Origin of the sequence: Croceicoccus marinus (genome assembly GCF_001661675.2) — a bacterium.
GTDB classification, from domain to species: domain Bacteria; phylum Pseudomonadota; class Alphaproteobacteria; order Sphingomonadales; family Sphingomonadaceae; genus Croceicoccus; species Croceicoccus marinus.
The window spans coordinates 1,342,057-1,358,474 of sequence record NZ_CP019602.1 but is presented as its reverse complement, the minus strand read 5'-3'; the positions used below and the strand labels follow the sequence as shown (position 1 = coordinate 1,358,474).

Sequence of the window (16,418 nt, the reverse complement as noted above, 5' to 3'; positions counted from 1 at the left end):
TACGTCGTCACTTCCGAAAATATCCTCGCCCAGCAGGTTTCTCCGTCTATTCTTCGCCTGCCCAGTCGCCGGTCAGGTCGACATGGGTGATCGGCTGAACGGTCGAGATAGCATGCTTGTAGGCCAGCTGCACATAGCCCTCGCGCTCAAGCAGCATGCAGAACAGATCATATGCGGCGATCCGGCCCTGCAGCATCACGCCGTTGATCAGGAACATGGTGACCTGCGCGCCCGCATCGCGAACCGAAGACAGGAAAACGTCCTGCAGCATCCGCTTGCCCTTCGCGTCCTCGCTGAACTCGAACAGAGCGGCATCGACCGGTTGCGTCGGCATGATCGTGCTGATCGCATGCTTGTAGACCAGCTGCGTCTGCCCGTCGCGGCGCAGCAGGATCGAGAAATTGTCGAACCAGGTCACGATGCCCTGCAGCTTGACGCCCTTGACCAGGAACATGGTCACCGGGGTCTTCTGCTTGCGCAGGTGGTTCAGGAATATGTCCTGCAAGTTCTGACCCTTGCCGGCACTCGGCTTGGTGGCGGGCGCCTTGGCCGCGGGCTTGCGCGTGGCTGCTTTCTTGGGTGCGGTTTCGGCTTCGGCGGTTTCCACCGCCTGCTCCGGCGCTGCATCGTCCGTCTTGGTACGGATGCTAAGCGTCTTTCCGGCCATTATTTGGTCTCCTGTTGTTGGCTCGCGGGAATTGCGGGATCCCACGGCGTTCTGGTGCCTGCGATTGCACCGAATAGCGGCCATCATATCACGGCCGCGAGACAACTCCTACTAATTGCTGCAATGCAGCAGCGCAATCCTTACCGCCTAGGATCGGTGCGAAGCTAACAACCTGGCCGTTTCAGGCGGTTTCGTCCCGCTTTTCGGACAGGCCCAGCGTCTTCAGCTTCCGGTGCAGCGCCGATCGTTCCATCCCGATGAAAGACGCGGTGCGCGAAATGTTTCCCGAAAACCGGCGAATCTGCACGCGCAGATATTCGCGTTCGAACTGCTCGCGCGCCTCGCGCAGCGGAATGCCCATCATGGCGGTGATGCCGGTGCTGTCGCCGCTGGGCTCCTGCGTGATCTCGGCGGGCAGCATGTCCGCCTCGATCGTGGCAAGCCTTTCGCGCGGGGCCAAAATCAGCGTGCGCTCCACCACGTTGCGAAGCTGGCGGACGTTGCCGGGCCATTCATAGCTTTGCAGGACGGCGACCGCTTCGTCGCTGATTTCGGGCGGGGCGTAGCCCTGGCTGCGCGCGTAGCGAGCGAAGAAATGATTGGCGAGCACGGGTATGTCGCCCCGCCGCTCGGACAGGCCCGGCACCGTGACCGGCACGACGTTCAGCCGGTAATACAGGTCTTCGCGGAACCGCCGGTCGGCAATGGCCTCGGCCAGATCCTGGCTGCTGGAAGACGCGACCCGGACATCGACCCGGATCTGCCGATTGCCGCCGACCCGCACGAAAGCCTGGTCGGTCAGCACCCGCAGGATCCGCGCCTGGGTCGATTCGGGCATGTCCGCCACCTCGTCCAGATAGAGCGTCCCGCCATCGGCAAGCTCCAGCAGTCCGGCGCGGACCAGGCGGCCGCCCGATTCCTCGCCGAACAATTCCTGCTCGAACCGCTCGGGCGTGATGCGGGCCGAATTGACCGTGACGAAGGGCTTCTCGGCCCGCGCGCTCCAGTGGTGCAACAGGCGCGCGGCCATCTCCTTGCCCGCGCCCGCCGGCCCGGTAATCAGCACGCGGCTGCCGGTATTCGCTACACGTTTCAGCGTCGCGCGCACCGCGTTGATCGCGGCGGAATTGCCGTTGAACTCCTCGAAGCCCGCGCCTCCGTCACTGCGCAATTGCGCGTTCTCGCGGCGCAGGCGCTCGGTCTCGGTCGCGCGTTCGACCATCAGCAGCAGCCGCTCGGATTCGAACGGCTTCTCGATGAAATCGACCGCGCCCCGGCTGACCGCCGATACGGCGGTATCGATATTGCCGTGACCCGAAAAGATGATCACCGGCAGATCGGGTTCGCGCTGCTTGATCGCGTCGAGCACTTCCAGCCCGTCCATCGGCGAGCCGTGCAGCCAGACGTCGAGCAGCACCAGCGAGGGCCTGCGTTCGTCGATCGCGTTGAGCGCGGCGCTGCTGTCTGCCGCCGTCCGGCATTCATAGCCTTCGTCCGAAAGCACGCCGGCAACCAGCTCTCGAATGTCGCGTTCGTCGTCGACAATCAGAATATCGAGTGCCATCAGAGCCAATCCTGCCTTCCTTGGGTAAATCCTGTCATTCCGCGGCCTGCCGGCCGTTCCCGTCCGGCGCCCCGCCGACGCCGGCTTCAGCCCCGGCTTCCTCCGCCAGCGGATCGCGCGCGAAGCGCATGCGGACGGTGGTGCCGCCGGGCTGCGCAGCCTCGAACCCGATATGCCCACCATGTTCGCCCAGGATCTTCTGGACGATGGCAAGGCCAAGGCCGGTGCCCTTTTCCCGCGTGGTCATGTACGGCTCGACGATCCGCTCGCCCTGCTGCGGCAGGCCGCTGCCATTGTCGGTCACGGTGATCGTCACCCCCTTGCTGTCGGGCTGCAGGCCAACCTCGATGTGGCCGCGAAAATCGTCGCCCTCGCCCAGCTTGCGCGCCTCGATCGCCTCGGCGGCGTTCTTCAGCACGTTGGTCATCGCCTGGCCGACCTGGTGGCGGTCGCAATCGATGCCCGTGTCCCCTTCCTCCGCGCGGAAGCGATAGGTGATGCCGGGGTGACCGACTTCCTGCAGGAACATCGATTGCCGCACGAGTTCGGAGACATCCTCGCGCCGGAAGCTGGGTTTGGGCATGCGCGCAAAGCTCGAGAATTCGTCGACCATCTTGCGCAGGTCGCCGACCTGCCGGATGATCGTCTGGGTCAGCTCGTCGAACAATTCGCCATCGGTTTCGATCTGGCGGCGATAGCGCCGGTTCAGCCGCTCGGTCGCCAGCTGGATCGGGGTCAGCGGGTTCTTGATCTCATGAGCGATCCGCCGCGCCACGTCGGACCAGGCGGCCCGCCGCTGGTCGAGCAGCTGACGGGTGATATCCTCGAACGTCAGCACGTGGCCATGGGTCGTGCGCGCCCGCTTGACCGCCAGTGTCCGCATGTCGCCGCCGCGCGGGATCTGGACGATGCCAGCCGACTTGCCTTCCTCCACCAGCGCTGCCAGCGTCGGCGCCACGTCGGCCAGCGTCCGGCCGACCGGCGCGTCGTCATTCTCGCCCACCAGCAGCGTCTGCGCGGATCCGTTGATCAGCAGGATGGTCCCGTCCGTATCGATGGAGACGATGCCCGCGGTCGCCGAATCCAGCACCGCCTCGATAAAGGCGCGCCGCTCGTGCAATTGCTCGTTGGCGGACAGCAGGGCCGCGGTCTGGCGTTCGATCTGCACCGTCATGCGGTTGAAGGCGCGGTTGAGAAGGCCGATCTCGTCCGCCCCGGTCCGCCCGCTCACCCGGCTTGAGAAATTGCCCGCGCCCACGTCGCGCGCCGCGTCCACCAGCTCGGCCAGCGGGCCCACCTGCCGGTCGGCGAACCTCAGCGCGAACCACACCGCCAGCCCGACCAGCGCGAGCGAGACGACCAGCAGCGCGATGTTGAACTGCAATTGCAGCGACCGGACATTGTCGGTCAGCACGTCGTAATTCGCCAGCACGCTTTGCGCCCGCTGCCACTGGCTGAGCGCCAGCGGATCGGACTCGCGCGATGTATAGAGGAATATGCCCGCCCCGATGTCGAGGGGCGCGACCGCCTCGGTCCGCTCGGCCACCGCGGTGACTTCGACGCGCGAGCCTTCGATCAGCTTGGTGAAGATCTCGGGCCTGATATTGGCGGGGCCGAAATCGCTTTCGGGATCGACGATAGCGGCGGTCCGCACTGTCCCGTCGCTGCCGAGTTCGACGATCGCCGAACTGTCGAATTCGCGCAGGATTACCTGGCGGGTATAGGCCTCGGCGAACTCGGGGCTCGTGATCGGTGCCCGGTCGAGATAGAAGCGGATGTCGTCTGCCATCGCGATCGCGTTGTCGCCGATGTCGCGGAAATTCTGTTCGTAATAGCCGCGGGCCAGCTCGTTCGCATCCTCAAGCAATCCGCGCGACCGGTCGGAGAACCAGAATTCCACCCCCGACTGGAACAGGAACGATGCGAACACCACCACCAGCAGCGTGGGCACCGCGGCAAGCAGCGAGAAGAAGAACACCAGCCTTACATGCATCCGCCCGGTCGAGCCGGTCAGCCGCTTCGCCCTGCGCAGGGCAAGCCGCCTGCCGATCAACACCATCAGCCCCATGCCGGGGACGAGCGTCACGACCAGCAGGGTCGTGGTGGTGGCAGTCGGCAGCAGCGCTTCGTCGGTCCGCCCGTCCAGCGCCAGCCAGCCGAAGATCACCGTGACTGCGATGGCGACGACACACGCAATCTCAAGCACTGCGAAACCGTTGGAGCGGTGCCAGACGATGCCGACGCGCCGCAGCAACCTCTGCCAGTCCCTGCCCGCCGAATTGCCGGCACCTGCGCCCTGCGCGTCGGCAAGTGCATCATCGCCATCGGCTGATTGGACGGAGGAATGGCTGGGCGACTGCATCGTTGCCGGAATACAACAGCGCTGTTGCGCAATTTCAAGAGGGCGCTGGCCCTCGGGGGATAAAGCCCGCCCCAAATGCGACCAGTTGCGTCAATTCCGGTGCCAAAAGATGGCTCAACCGCGCACGCGTGCGGCAAAATACTCCGGATCGATGCCGAGTTCGTCCAGTCGCTTGCGCAATGTGTTGCGATTGATCCCCAACATTCGTGCCGCGCGAAGCTGATTCCCGCCGGTCGTGTCGAGCATGTGGGTCAGCAGCGGTTTCTCGAACGCGGCGATCGCCTTGGCATAGATGTGCCCCGGTTCCGGCGCGTTCGCGGCCAGCCAGCGGTGCAGCGCGCCTTCGAGATCATTGTAATTGCCGCCGTCGAACATGGCCGGTCCTGCAGAAGGCGAAGCCGTCGCCGCCTCGTCCGCCAGCAAGGCCTGAACCGCCGCGCGATCGACGACCTCCTCGCGCGCGAGCAGCGCCAGGCGATAGATGAAGTTCTTCAATTCGCGCACATTTCCGCGCCACGGCCGCACCCGCAACAGCGCCGCCGCTTCCTTGCTGAGATTGCGGCGCGGCAGGCCTTCGCGCGCCGCCTGTCCCAGGAAATGGCCGGCCAGGGCATCGACGTCGTCACCCCGCTCGCGAAGGGGCGGCAACTGGATGGGCACGACATTGAGGCGATAGAACAGGTCTTCGCGAAAACGGCCCGTTTCGATCAGCGGCGCAAGGTCCTTGTTGGTGGCGGCGATGATGCGCGCATCGATGGGCACCTCGTCGCGTCCGCCGACCCGCAGGATCGTGCCCGATTGCAGTGCGCGCAGCAGCCGGGTCTGCGCCTGCATCGGCATGTCGCCGATCTCGTCCAGAAACAAGGTGCCCCCGCGCGCTTGCTCGAACTTGCCGATATGGCGAGCGAATGCGCCGGTGAAGGCGCCCTTTTCATGCCCGAACAGTTCGGATTCGATCAGATCCGCAGGGATCGCCGCCGTATTGACCGCGACAAAGGGCCCGCGCGACCGCTGGCCAAGCTTGTGGATGGCTTCCGCCACCAGTTCCTTGCCGGTGCCGGATTCCCCCAGGATCAGCACCGTCAGATCGTTGCGCAGCACGCGCGTGATCATGCGATAGACCGCCTGCATCGCGTTCGACCGGCCCACCAAGGGCAAAGCCCCCTCGCCCTCTCCGTCCAGCGGCCTGGCTTCGGCGTCGGCATTACCGATGGCGGCGGTGACGGCCCTGACCAGCTCGTCCAGGTCGAAGGGCTTGGGGAAATATTCGAAAGCCCCGGTATCGCTGGCGCGTACGGCGGTATCCAGCGTGTTCTGCGCGGACACGACGATGACGGGCAGGTGTGGTTGCTGCCGGCGTACCTCGTCCAATGTGGCGATGCCGTCGCCGTCCTTCAGCACGACATCGGTGACCAGCGCGGAATAGCGTTCGCACGCCAGCAGCCTGTCGCGTTCTGCCACGCTGTCGCAGCGCACCACCTTCAGACCTTCGTCCTCCAGCGCGGTCGTGATGACCACCGCGATGGAAATATCGTCTTCGACCAGCAGGACGGGATCGGTCATCAATTGGCTCCCGCCGCAGGGACGTCTTCGGCTTCGCGGCGCGTTTCCACCATCGGCAGACGTATGCGGAAATGGGTCAGGCCGCGCGTTTCGTCGCGTTCGTGGCTGATCCGTCCATTCATGTCGCGCACCAGCTTGCGGACAAGGGCCAGCCCAAGCCCCTGCCCCTGCTTCTTCGACGATACGAAGGGCTCGAAGATGTGGTCGCGCAATTCGGGGTCGACCCCCGGTCCGTTGTCGGTGACGGTCAGTTCGATGGGAAGCCGGATCGGCTGCGCCTGGCCGGCCTGCCGCAGCATGATGCCGCTGGCAAAGCGGGTCCTGATCGTCAGCTCGGGATCATCCTCGCCAGCACAGGCTTCCGCCGCATTGGTCAGAAGGTTCAGCAAGACCTGAAGCAGCGCATCCGAATTGACCAGCACCATGGGGAGCGAGGGATCGAACTCCTCGACGATGCGGACATTGTCGTGGCCGCCTGCCTCCAGAACAGCGGTGGCGCGCCGGATCGCGACATGCAGGTTGACGGGCGACGCCGGCACCGCCGAACGGCTCGACAGGCTTTGCATCTGGTCGATCAGCGATGCGATGCGATCAACCTCGTCGGCGATCAGCGTGGTCAGCGCCCGGTCGGATGCCTTCGCCTTGCGGCCCAGAAGCTGCGCTGCGCCGCGGATACCGGCCAGCGGGTTCTTGATCTCATGCGCCAGGATTTCGGGCGCGCGCAGGCCCGCTTCCTCGTGGGTATTGCTGCCCGATTCCTCGAACCCTTCGACCTCGGCGGATTCGATCAGGGTCAGGGTCTGCCAGCCTTCCCAGCCCGCGACGGGTGAGACGATCACATGCACCCGTTTCGCGCCTGACCTGCCGATCCGGGCGGTCATGTCGCGCGCGTTGATCTGGACATCGGCATCCGCCAGCATGGTCATCAACCGCGCTTCGCCGAAATCGACCAGCGTTTTCAGCGGCTTGCCAAGCAGGCGGCGGGCGCTCTGGCCCAGCAGCTGTTCGCCTGCGACATTCACAGCGGCGATGCGCTGACCGGGACGCAACAGGATCACCGCATAGGGCAGGCTTGCGATCAGCCTCGCATGGTCGGGCGATGGCCTCACGGCTTCGCTGATCGCACCCGCGAGGGTCACGCGGCGGCGGCCTTTCGGCTGTCGTCGAAGAGCGGAAGATAGAATTCGCGCAGGGATGCCAGAACCTTGTCCGCATCGTCGATGAAATTCACCTTGTTGCGGAAATCGGCCGATCCCTTCAGCCCCTTGGTGTACCAGCCAAGATGCTTGCGCGCCATCTTCACCCCCGTATCGCCGCCATAATGGTCGAGCATGGCACGATAATGTTCGGTTACGAGCGCGAACTGGTCGGGCAGCGACGGATCGGGACGCACCTCTCGCCCTTCCAGCCAGTCCATGATTTGACCCAGCAGCCAGGGCCGGCCATAGGCGCCGCGGCCAATCATCAGGCCATCGGCACCGCTCCGTTCCAGTGCGGTAGCGGCATCGCCGATCCCGCAGACGTCGCCGTTGACGATGACGGGGATCGACACCGCATCCTTGACCCGGCGGACGAAGGCCCAGTCGGCGCTGCCCTTGTACATCTGGTTGCGCGTGCGGCCATGGACGGTGACCATCGCCGCGCCAAGATCCTGCGCGATGCGGGCCAGTTCAGGCGCATTGAGCGAGGCGTGGTCCCAGCCCATGCGCATCTTGACGGTAACGGGCACCGACACCGCCGCGATCGTCGCCTTCATCAGCTGGGTCGCCAGTGGAATGTCGCGCATCAGCGCCGAGCCCGCGAAGCCATTGGTCACCTTGCGGACCGGACAGCCGAAATTGATGTCGATGATCGCTGCGCCGCGATCCTCGTTCAGCTTCGCCGCCTCGCCCATGGACACCGGATCGCAGCCGACCAGCTGCATCGAGACGGGGTCTTCGCTGGGGTGCCATTCCGCCTTCTGGATCGATTGGCGCGTCTCGCGGATCATCGCCTGGCTGGCGATCATCTCGGTCACGTTGAGGCCGGAACCGAAGCGGCGGACCAGCGTGCGAAACGGCATGTCGGTCACGCCCGTCATCGGGGCGAGCGCCACGGGCGTCGCCACGGTCACCGGACCGATGCGGATCGGTTCGAGCCGGGGCGCAGGGGGGAAGGGTGAATTATCGGTCATGTTCTGCCTAAAAATTAAGCAGAGCGCATAGTCGATTGATTGGTGGCCATCAAGCCTGTAGCGGGGCCGGCGATGGCGGACATGGTTGATCGAAGCGGGGCTGATCGAAACGACACCGATCGACAGGGCGAAACGATCGCCGGGATCATCGTAGCCGCCGGCAGCGGATCGCGCGCCGGGCTGGGCACCCCCAAGCAATATGCGCCCTATGGCAGGACCACCGTGCTGGGTCATGCCGTAGCCATGCTGCGTAAGGCGATTTCCGGCCCGATCCTGATCGTCATACCCCCCGGCGACGAGGATGCAGCGCGCGGCGCCATCGGCGATAGCGGTGCAATTTCCTTCGTCTTCGGCGGTGCCACGCGGCAGGGTTCGGTAAGGGCCGGGCTGGAAGCGCTGGCTGCGCTCCCCTCGCCCCCGACATCGGTGCTGATCCATGATGCGGCGCGGCCAGACCTGCCGGGCTGTGTCGCCGAACGGCTGATCGCGGCGCTTCGGGAAAGATCGGGGGCGATTCCCGTTCTACCTGTCGTGGACAGCATGGTCGAAGCCAGCGGTAGCATCATGGGCGCGCCCGCGCGGCGGGAAGAGCTGCGCCGCGTCCAGACGCCCCAGGCCTTTCGCTTTGGCGACATACTCGCGGCGCATCGCGCGTGGGAAGGCCCGCCGAGTGCCGGCGACGACGCGCAGGTGCTGCGCAAGGCCGGGCATGAGGTGGCGCTGGTGGACGGCGATGCGCGGCTGGCCAAGCTGACCTTCAAGGAAGATTTCGCGATGCCCCCTTCCCCCGTTCCCGCTTTTCGCACCGGCAGCGGCTATGACGTGCACCGGCTGGAACCGGGCGACCATCTCTGGCTTTGCGGCGTGCGGATCGAGCATGACCGGACGCTGGCCGGGCATAGCGATGCCGATGTGGCGCTGCATGCGCTGACCGATGCGATCCTGGGTGCCGTCGCCATCGGGGACATCGGCGATCATTTCCCGCCCAGCGATCCGCAATGGAAAGGCGCCGCGTCGCATATCTTCCTGACGCACGCGGTCAGGCTGGCGGAAGAGAATGGCTACCGCCTGGCCAATTGCGACCTGACCATCATCTGCGAGGCGCCCAAGGTCGGCCCGCACCGAATGGCGATGCGCGAGCGGCTTGCAGAGCTGCTGGCTGTTGACATCAGTGTCATTTCGGTGAAGGCGACCACCACCGAACGGCTGGGCTTCACCGGCCGCGGTGAAGGCATCGCCGCGCAGGCACAGGTCCTGCTGATGAAAGCGGCATGATGACCACCAGTGATCCCCCCAAACTTTCCGGAACCGACATGGACAGCAACCTCCCCAAGGAACTGACCGATCTGGCCGACAAGGTCATCGCCGCCCACAAGGAGGCCGGCACGACCATCGCCGTGGCCGAAAGCTGCACCGGCGGGCTGGTGTGTTCGGCGCTGACCGAGGTTCCGGGTTCGTCCAAGGTGCTCGACCGCGGGTTCGTGACCTATTCGAACGCTGCCAAGATGGAAGAGCTGGCCGTGCCCAGCGATCTGATCGAGACCTTCGGCGCGGTGTCGGTGGCCGTTGCCTGGTCGATGGCGACGGGCGCGCTCAAGAATTCGGGGGCCGATGTCGCCGTGGCGATCACCGGCATCGCGGGACCCGATGGCGGAACGGATCTTAAGCCGGTCGGCACCGTCGTCTTCGCCCGCGCCAAGCGCGACCGGCAGGATAGCGAGGAGCCTTCAGCCGAGCTCAAGCATTTCGACTGCAAGGGCCGCGCGGACGTGCGCCTTCAGGCCGCGCTGTGCGCGCTGGAATTGCTTCTGCCGTAAAGGGCCTGCGCGCGGGTTTCGAACGCGCCGACCATCTTTCGGAAAGCCCGGTCGAGATACTGGCCCGCCAACGCCTCGAACACGCGGTTGCGGAACGTGAACTCGACGCAGAAATGGATGCGGCAGCGACCGCCGTCCAGCGGTTCGAACCGCCAGACGTTTTCCAGGTTGGACAGCGGACCGTCGACATATTCGACCATGATCCGGTCGGGCCTCTGCTTGTACACCTTCGACGTGAACCGCTCGCGCAGGGCCTTGAAGCCGACCATCATGTCGGCGACCATCTCGGTCTCGCTGTTGGTGCGCACGCGGATGGCGACCACCCAGGGCAGGAACTGCGGGTAGCTGGCGACATCGGCCACCAAGTCGAACATCTGCTCGGCCGAATAGTCGAGCTCGCGCGTTTCGCGAATATTGGGCATGGACGCTGCTTCTATTCGGCGGGGGCGCTGCTGTCGCGGACCCACTGCTTCTTGCCGGGGACCTTGGCGGGCTCGCCGCCCTGCTTCGCCAGCTGTGCTTCGCGCGCGGCCCTCATCTCGGCGAAGTCATCGCCCGCGTGATAGCTGGACCGCGTCAGCGGGCTGGAAGCGACCTGCAGGAAGCCCTTGGCCCGTGCGATCGAACCCAGCGCGCCGAACTGCTGCGGGGTCACGAAATCAACGACCCTGGCGTGCTTGGGCGTCGGCTGCAGATACTGGCCCATCGTCAGGAAGTCGATGTCGGCACTGCGCATGTCGTCCATCACCTGGTGGATCTCCAGCCGCTGCTCGCCCAGTCCCAGCATGATGCCCGACTTGGTGAAGATCGACGGATCATTCGCCTTCACTTCCTCAAGCAGGCGAAGCGACGCGTAATAGCGCGCGCCCGGCCGGATCGTGGGATAGAGCCGCGGCACGGTTTCCAGATTATGGTTGAATACGTCGGGGCGCGCTTCGCAGATCGCCTTGATCGACGCCTTCATCTTGCCGCGGAAATCAGGCGTCAGGATCTCGATCGTGGTATTGGGTGCGCGCTTGCGCAGTTCCTCGATCACCTTGACGAACTGGCCCGCGCCGCCATCGGGCAAGTCGTCGCGGTCGACCGAGGTGATGACGATATGCTCGAGCCCCATCTCGCCCGCGGCGATGGCCACGTTCATCGGCTCCATCGGGTCGACCATGCGCGGCATGCCGGTCTTGACGTTGCAGAACGCGCAGGCACGCGTGCACACGTCGCCCAGGATCATCACCGTCGCGTGTTTCTTGGTCCAGCACTCGCCGATGTTCGGGCAGGCCGCTTCCTCGCAAACCGTGTTCAGCTTGAGGTCGCGCATCAGGCGCCGCGTCTCGGCATAGCCCTTGCTGGTCGGGGCCTTCACCCGGATCCAGTCGGGCTTGCGCTGGATGGGCGGGCGCATGTCGGCGGGTTTGGTGATCTCGTTCATAGGGGTCCACATAAGCGCGTCTGGCGTCACCCGCAACATAGTGCTGCTTGCAAGCTGCGAAGCGCGGATGCAAAGATCGCACGATGCCCGACTCACCAGTACAGTCCGTCCTTACCGAAGGTTACCGCCGTTTCCGCGAGAAGAGCTGGCACCCCCAGCGCGACCGCTGGATCCAGCTCAAGGAAGGACAGTCGCCCAAGGTGATGGTCATCGCCTGCTCTGACAGCCGGGTCGATCCCAGCCAGATATTCGACGTCGATCCGGGCGAGATGTTCGTGGTGCGCAATGTCGCCGCCATGGTTCCCCCGTTCGAGACGACGCCCGGCCATCACGGCGTGTCCGCCGCACTGGAGTTCGCCGTCCAGGTGCTTGAGGTCGAGGAAGTACTGGTGCTGGGCCACGGCATGTGCGGAGGCTGCAAGGCGGCGCTGACGCAATCGATGCACGGCGCCGAACCGGGTCGCGGCGGTTTCATCGCCGACTGGATCGAACTGCTCGACGACGCCCGCGACGAGGTTGCGCACGACCACGGGACCGAGGGGCGCGAAGCGGAACTTGCGATGGAGCAGGCCGCGGTCAAGGTATCGCTCGAAAATCTGCGCAGCTTCCCCTGCGTGCAGTCCAAGGAAGCAAAGGGCACGCTGAAGCTGCGCGGTGCCTTCTTCGCGATTTCCGACGGTATTCTCCATTGGCTGGATGAAGGTTCCGGTAAGTTCACTCCGGTCCGCTGAATTCCCCTCGACATGACTGTGCCTGCCGCGCCTGAACCGCGCCATCCGCTTCAGATTCGCGATTACCGTCTGTTCTGGGTAGCCCGTTTTGCGGGCGTGATCGCGACGCTGTCGATGGTCGTGGTGCTGGGCTGGCAGGTCTATGACGTGGCGCGCAGCGATTACGGGATGAGCCGGTCGCTTGCCGCCTTCCAGCTTGGCCTGCTGGGCGCGGCGCAGTTCCTGCCCCTGTTCCTGCTGACGCCGTTCGCGGGGTTCGCGGCGGATCGGTTCGACCGGCGCTGGGTCGCTGTCGCGGCGATGCTGCTGGATATCGTGATCGCAGCCGCACTGGGCTTTGCGACCTGGTCCGACAATCTCACCCTGCCGCTGCTGTTCCTTCTGGCGGCGACACATGGCACGGCGCGCGTCTTCTTCGGCCCGGCGATGAATGCGCTGGCGCCCAATATCGTGCCCGCCTGGATGATCCCGCGCGCCATCGCGACCAATGCCATCGCCTGGCAGTTCGCGACCGTGCTGGGGCCGGCGGCGGGCGGCATGCTCTATGCCGTCTTCCCCAGCTTTCCCTATATCGTGTCGGTCTTCCTGCTGGCGCTCGCCGCCCTGATGGTGGCGCTGATCAAGCCGCTGCGCCAGCCGGATATCGACCGCAAGCTGCATCCGATCCGGCAGGTGAAGGACGGGCTGCGCTTCGTGTGGAACGATCGCTTCCTGCTGGGCGCGATCTCGCTCGACCTGTTTGCGGTGCTGCTGGGCGGGGTGACGGCGCTGCTGCCGGTCTTTGCGCGCGACATCCTGCAGGTGGGACCGATCGGCCTGGGCTGGATGCGCGCAGCGCCCGCGGTGGGTGCGGGGCTGGTCGCGCTGTGGCTGGCGTGGAAACCGATGGAGCGCAATGTCGGGGTAAAGATGCTGTGGGCAGTGGCGGTCTATGGGCTGATGACCGCGCTGTTCGGCATCTCGCGCGAATTGCTGGCCAGCCTTGCCGTGCTGGTGGTGCTGGGCGCGGCGGACATGATCTCGGTCTTCGTGCGCGGGTCGCTGGTGCAGTTGAACACGCCGGATCACATGCGCGGGCGGGTGTCTTCCATCTCGGGCCTGGCCATCTCGGCCTCCAACGAGCTGGGCGAATTGCAATCGGGCGTCGTCGCCGCGCTGATCGGTGCGACCGGGGCAGTTGTTTTCGGCGGCGTCGGGGCAATATTGGTGGTCGTTATCTGGGCTTACGCCTATCCGGAACTCAGAAACGCCCGCACATTCGCGCCGGCCTATCGCGTCAAGGACGATGGGAAGCCCGCAAAAGAGCAGGAAGGAGCCATGACATGAAGGCCGACAACGTCCTCGCCACGATCGGCAATACGCCGCATATCCGCTTGTCGCGACTGTTCCCGGACCACGAGGTCTGGGTAAAGTCCGAGCGTGCCAATCCCGGCGGTTCGATCAAGGACCGCATCGCGCTCGCCATGGTCGAGGCTGCGGAGAAGAGCGGCGCGCTGAAGCAGGGCGGCACGATCATCGAGCCGACGTCGGGCAATACCGGCATAGGCCTTGCGATGGTCGCTGCGGTCAAGGGCTACAAGCTGGTCCTCGTCATGCCCGAAAGCATGTCGATAGAGCGGCGCCGCCTGATGCTGGCCTATGGCGCGACTTTCGACCTGACGCCCAAGGAAAACGGCATGAAGGGCGCGTTGCAGCGTGCCCGCGAACTGGTGGACGAGACGCCGGGGGCATGGATGCCGCAGCAGTTCGATAACGAAGCCAATCCCGCCATCCACGTCGCGACCACCGCGCGAGAGATCCTGGCCGATTTCGCCGATACGCCCATCGACGTGATGATCACCGGCGTCGGCACCGGCGGGCACCTGACGGGCTGCGCCGAGGCGATGAAGGCGGTCTGGCCCACGATGAAGGCCTATGCGGTCGAACCCGCGCTTTCGCCGGTAATTTCCGGCGGGCAGCCCGGCCCTCACCCGCTGCAGGGCATTGGTGCGGGCTTCATTCCCGAAAACCTTCACACGCAGTCGATCGACGGCGCGATCTCGGTCGATGCGGACGAGGCCAAGGACATGGCGCGCAAGAGCGCTTCGGTGGAAGGGCTGCTGGTCGGCATGAGTTCCGGGGCCACCCTTGCCGCGATCGCGAAGAAGCTGCCCGAGCTGGACAAGGGCACGCGCGTGCTGGGATTCAACTACGACACCGGGGAACGCTACCTTTCGGTGCCGGATTTCCTGCCCGCTTGATTGGAAGCCATGCCGGGCGATCAATTGCCCGGCATGGCCACCGTGACGGATCAGGCCCGCAGGAAGCTTTCGGCGGGCATGGCCATGATCACCTCGGCCCCGGCCTGCAGCTTGCGGCGCAGCGCGCCTGCATCGGGCAGTTCGCTCTGCGCGAAATGGCGCGCGCACAGCAGCTTGGCTTCCATGAATGACTTGTCGCCCTCGCCTGCGTCGATCGCGGCGGAAGCGGCATTCGCCATGCGCAGCCACATCAGGCCGATGGCGACCAGCCCCAGGATCTCCATGATCGCATAGGCCGCGCTGCCGGCATTGTCGGGGTTTTCGGGCGCGTTCTGCATCAGCCACATCGCCGCGGCCTTCAGCTCGCCATTCGCCTTGCCCAGCGCCTCGGCGATTTCGCGGACCGCGCCGTCGCTGGCGGCATCGGCAATCTCGCCATCGACCAGCGCGAAGAACGACTGGATCGCCCGGCCGCCCTTCATCGGCAGCTTGCGGCCCACCAGGTCCATGGCCTGGATGCCGTTCGCACCTTCATAGATCATCGCGATGCGGGCATCGCGCACGAATTGCTCCATCCCGTTCTCGGCGACATAGCCGTGGCCGCCCCACACCTGCTGCATCTGGGTCGATACGTCATAGCCGATATCGGTGCCCACCGCCTTGACGACGGGCGTCAGCAACTGGATCAGATCGTCGGCCTGCGTCCGCTCCTCCTCGGTCGCGGCGTGATGCGACAGATCGGTCAGCAGGCCGGTCCACAGGATCAGCGCGCGCAGCCCCTCGGTCTTGGCGCGCGCATCCATCAGCAGGCGGCGCACGTCGGGGTGCACGACCAGCAGATCGGCGCTCTGGCCCGGTTCGACCGGGCCGGTGAGAGCCCTGCCCTGCCGCCGGTCGAGCGCATAGGAAGCGCCGTTCTGATAGGCGACTTCGGCCTGGCCCAGGCCCTGCAGACCGACCCACAGGCGCGCGGCATTCATCATGATGAACATGGCCGCCAGCCCCTGGTGCTCACCGCCGATCAGCCAGCCCTTCGCGCCGTCGTAGTTCATCACGCAGGTGCAGCTGCCGTGGATGCCCATCTTCTCCTCGATCGAGCCGCAGGACAGTCTGTTGCGTTCCCCCGACTCGCCATTTTCGTCCGGCAGGAACTTGGGTACAATGAACATCGAAATGCCCTTCGACCCCTTGGGCGCATCGGGCAGGCGGGCAAGGACGAGATGAACGATATTGCTCGCCATGTCATGCTCGCCGCAGGAGATGAAGATCTTGGTCCCGCTGACCGCATAGCTGCCGTCGCCGTTGGGTTCGGCGCGGGTGCGCAGCAGACCCAGATCGGTGCCCGCATGCGGCTCGGTCAGGTTCATCGTGCCGGTCCATTCGCCCGAGGTCAGCCTGGCCAGATAGGTCGCCTTCTGCTCGTCGCTGCCCCGTGCGACCAAGGCGCGGATCGCGCCATCGGTCAGGCCCGGATACATGGCAAGCGACATGTTGGCGCCCGACAGGAATTCCTCCACCGCCACGCCGATGGCATGCGGCAAAGCCTGCCCGCCATAGGTTTCGGGCGCGGTCAGCGTGGTCCACCCGCCTTCGCACATCTGGCGGTAGGCATCGGCAAAGCCGTCCGGAACGGTAACGGATCCATCGTCATGCCGCGTACAGCCCTGCCGGTCGCCCGAAGCATTGAGCGGCGCGAAAACTTCCGAGGCGAACTTCCCGGCCTCGGTCAGGATCGGCTCGATCATGTCGGCGTCCAGCGCCTCGAACCCGGGCTGGCCGGCGCGGTCGCCCAGCTTCAGCACGTGGTTCAGATTGAATAGGGTATCGCGCAGCGGCGCGCTGTAATCGGCCATGGTGGCCTGCTCCTCTCTCTAC

Annotated in this window: 14 protein-coding genes; 5 read left to right on the top strand and 9 right to left on the bottom strand. The window is 65.3% G+C overall.

Annotation, left to right across the window (positions count from 1 at the left end):
* Positions 1-46 precede the first annotated feature (46 nt).
* The 6 genes from hfq to dusB all read right to left on the bottom strand — a co-directional run bounded on the left by hfq (position 47) and on the right by dusB (position 8,329).
* Positions 47-667, bottom strand: coding sequence for an RNA chaperone Hfq (gene hfq / locus A9D14_RS06455; protein ID WP_083987720.1), 621 nt, complete (start codon positions 665-667; stop codon positions 47-49).
* Positions 668-848: 181 nt separating this feature from the next.
* Positions 849-2,231, bottom strand: coding sequence for a nitrogen assimilation response regulator NtrX (gene ntrX, locus A9D14_RS06450; protein WP_066844204.1), 1,383 nt, complete (start codon positions 2,229-2,231; stop codon positions 849-851).
* A gap of 34 nt (positions 2,232-2,265) precedes the next feature.
* Positions 2,266-4,593, bottom strand: coding sequence for a sensor histidine kinase (locus A9D14_RS06445; protein ID WP_083987718.1), 2,328 nt, complete (start codon positions 4,591-4,593; stop codon positions 2,266-2,268).
* Between the two features lie 114 nt (positions 4,594-4,707).
* Positions 4,708-6,156, bottom strand: a complete 1,449-nt coding sequence (locus A9D14_RS06440; protein ID WP_066844201.1) for a sigma 54-interacting transcriptional regulator — start codon at positions 6,154-6,156, stop codon at positions 4,708-4,710.
* Positions 6,156-7,295, bottom strand: coding sequence for a two-component system sensor histidine kinase NtrB (locus A9D14_RS06435; protein ID WP_232468827.1), 1,140 nt, complete (start codon positions 7,293-7,295; stop codon positions 6,156-6,158). The genes A9D14_RS06440 and A9D14_RS06435 overlap by 1 nt, the downstream gene beginning before the upstream one ends.
* The gene (gene dusB / locus A9D14_RS06430; RefSeq protein ID WP_066844198.1) at positions 7,292-8,329 is read right to left on the bottom strand and encodes a tRNA dihydrouridine synthase DusB; all 1,038 of its coding nucleotides are present in this window, start codon (positions 8,327-8,329) and stop codon (positions 7,292-7,294) included. The genes A9D14_RS06435 and dusB overlap by 4 nt, the downstream gene beginning before the upstream one ends.
* A gap of 81 nt (positions 8,330-8,410) precedes the next feature.
* Between dusB and A9D14_RS06425 the strand changes: the two genes are divergently transcribed.
* Positions 8,411-9,604: a bifunctional 2-C-methyl-D-erythritol 4-phosphate cytidylyltransferase/2-C-methyl-D-erythritol 2,4-cyclodiphosphate synthase gene (locus A9D14_RS06425; protein ID WP_232468888.1), complete on the top strand. Its 1,194-nt coding sequence runs from the start codon at positions 8,411-8,413 to the stop codon at positions 9,602-9,604.
* A gap of 38 nt (positions 9,605-9,642) precedes the next feature.
* Positions 9,643-10,146: a CinA family protein gene (locus tag A9D14_RS06420; RefSeq protein ID WP_066848462.1), complete on the top strand. Its 504-nt coding sequence runs from the start codon at positions 9,643-9,645 to the stop codon at positions 10,144-10,146.
* On the opposite strand, the gene A9D14_RS06415 is transcribed toward A9D14_RS06420, so the two are convergent.
* Positions 10,107-10,568, bottom strand: a complete 462-nt coding sequence (locus A9D14_RS06415; RefSeq protein WP_066844196.1) for a type II toxin-antitoxin system RatA family toxin — start codon at positions 10,566-10,568, stop codon at positions 10,107-10,109. The two genes, A9D14_RS06420 and A9D14_RS06415, sit on opposite strands and share 40 nt — an antisense overlap.
* Before the next feature lie 11 nt (positions 10,569-10,579).
* Positions 10,580-11,572: a lipoyl synthase gene (lipA, locus tag A9D14_RS06410; RefSeq protein ID WP_083987714.1), complete on the bottom strand. Its 993-nt coding sequence runs from the start codon at positions 11,570-11,572 to the stop codon at positions 10,580-10,582.
* A gap of 83 nt (positions 11,573-11,655) precedes the next feature.
* On the opposite strand from lipA, the gene A9D14_RS06405 reads away from it, so the two are divergent.
* Genes A9D14_RS06405 through cysK form a run of 3 tightly spaced genes read left to right on the top strand, consistent with a single transcriptional unit; the run spans position 11,656 to position 14,543 of the window.
* On the top strand, positions 11,656-12,303 hold the full coding sequence (locus A9D14_RS06405) for a carbonic anhydrase (protein ID WP_066844194.1): 648 nt from the start codon (positions 11,656-11,658) through the stop codon (positions 12,301-12,303).
* A gap of 12 nt (positions 12,304-12,315) precedes the next feature.
* Entirely contained in the window at positions 12,316-13,629 is a 1,314-nt protein-coding gene (locus A9D14_RS06400; protein ID WP_066844191.1) for an MFS transporter, read from the top strand.
* Positions 13,626-14,543: a cysteine synthase A gene (cysK, locus tag A9D14_RS06395; RefSeq protein ID WP_066844187.1), complete on the top strand. Its 918-nt coding sequence runs from the start codon at positions 13,626-13,628 to the stop codon at positions 14,541-14,543. Before A9D14_RS06400 ends, cysK begins: the two co-directional genes overlap by 4 nt.
* Positions 14,544-14,593: 50 nt before the next feature.
* On the opposite strand, the gene A9D14_RS06390 is transcribed toward cysK, so the two are convergent.
* Positions 14,594-16,396 carry an acyl-CoA dehydrogenase C-terminal domain-containing protein gene (locus A9D14_RS06390; RefSeq protein ID WP_066844184.1) on the bottom strand — a complete coding sequence of 601 codons (1,803 nt, stop codon included), beginning with the start codon at positions 16,394-16,396 and terminating at the stop codon, positions 14,594-14,596.
* Between the last annotated feature and the right edge of the window lie 22 nt (positions 16,397-16,418).

Excerpts from the sequence above, each read along its gene's own strand:
- hfq (WP_083987720.1), bottom strand. The coding sequence starts at position 667 with ATGGCCGGAAAGACGCTTAGCATCCGTACCAAGACGGACGATGCAGCG.
- ntrX (WP_066844204.1), bottom strand. The coding sequence starts at position 2,231 with ATGGCACTCGATATTCTGATTGTCGACGACGAACGCGACATTCGAGAG.
- A9D14_RS06445 (WP_083987718.1), bottom strand. The coding sequence starts at position 4,593 with ATGCAGTCGCCCAGCCATTCCTCCGTCCAATCAGCCGATGGCGATGAT.
- A9D14_RS06440 (WP_066844201.1), bottom strand. The coding sequence starts at position 6,156 with ATGACCGATCCCGTCCTGCTGGTCGAAGACGATATTTCCATCGCGGTG.
- dusB (WP_066844198.1), bottom strand. The coding sequence starts at position 8,329 with ATGACCGATAATTCACCCTTCCCCCCTGCGCCCCGGCTCGAACCGATC.
- A9D14_RS06425 (WP_232468888.1), top strand. The coding sequence starts at position 8,411 with ATGGTTGATCGAAGCGGGGCTGATCGAAACGACACCGATCGACAGGGC.
- A9D14_RS06420 (WP_066848462.1), top strand. The coding sequence starts at position 9,643 with ATGGACAGCAACCTCCCCAAGGAACTGACCGATCTGGCCGACAAGGTC.
- A9D14_RS06415 (WP_066844196.1), bottom strand. The coding sequence starts at position 10,568 with ATGCCCAATATTCGCGAAACGCGCGAGCTCGACTATTCGGCCGAGCAG.
- lipA (WP_083987714.1), bottom strand. The coding sequence starts at position 11,572 with ATGAACGAGATCACCAAACCCGCCGACATGCGCCCGCCCATCCAGCGC.
- A9D14_RS06405 (WP_066844194.1), top strand. The coding sequence starts at position 11,656 with ATGCCCGACTCACCAGTACAGTCCGTCCTTACCGAAGGTTACCGCCGT.
- A9D14_RS06400 (WP_066844191.1), top strand. The coding sequence starts at position 12,316 with ATGACTGTGCCTGCCGCGCCTGAACCGCGCCATCCGCTTCAGATTCGC.
- cysK (WP_066844187.1), top strand. The coding sequence starts at position 13,626 with ATGAAGGCCGACAACGTCCTCGCCACGATCGGCAATACGCCGCATATC.
- A9D14_RS06390 (WP_066844184.1), bottom strand. The coding sequence starts at position 16,396 with ATGGCCGATTACAGCGCGCCGCTGCGCGATACCCTATTCAATCTGAAC.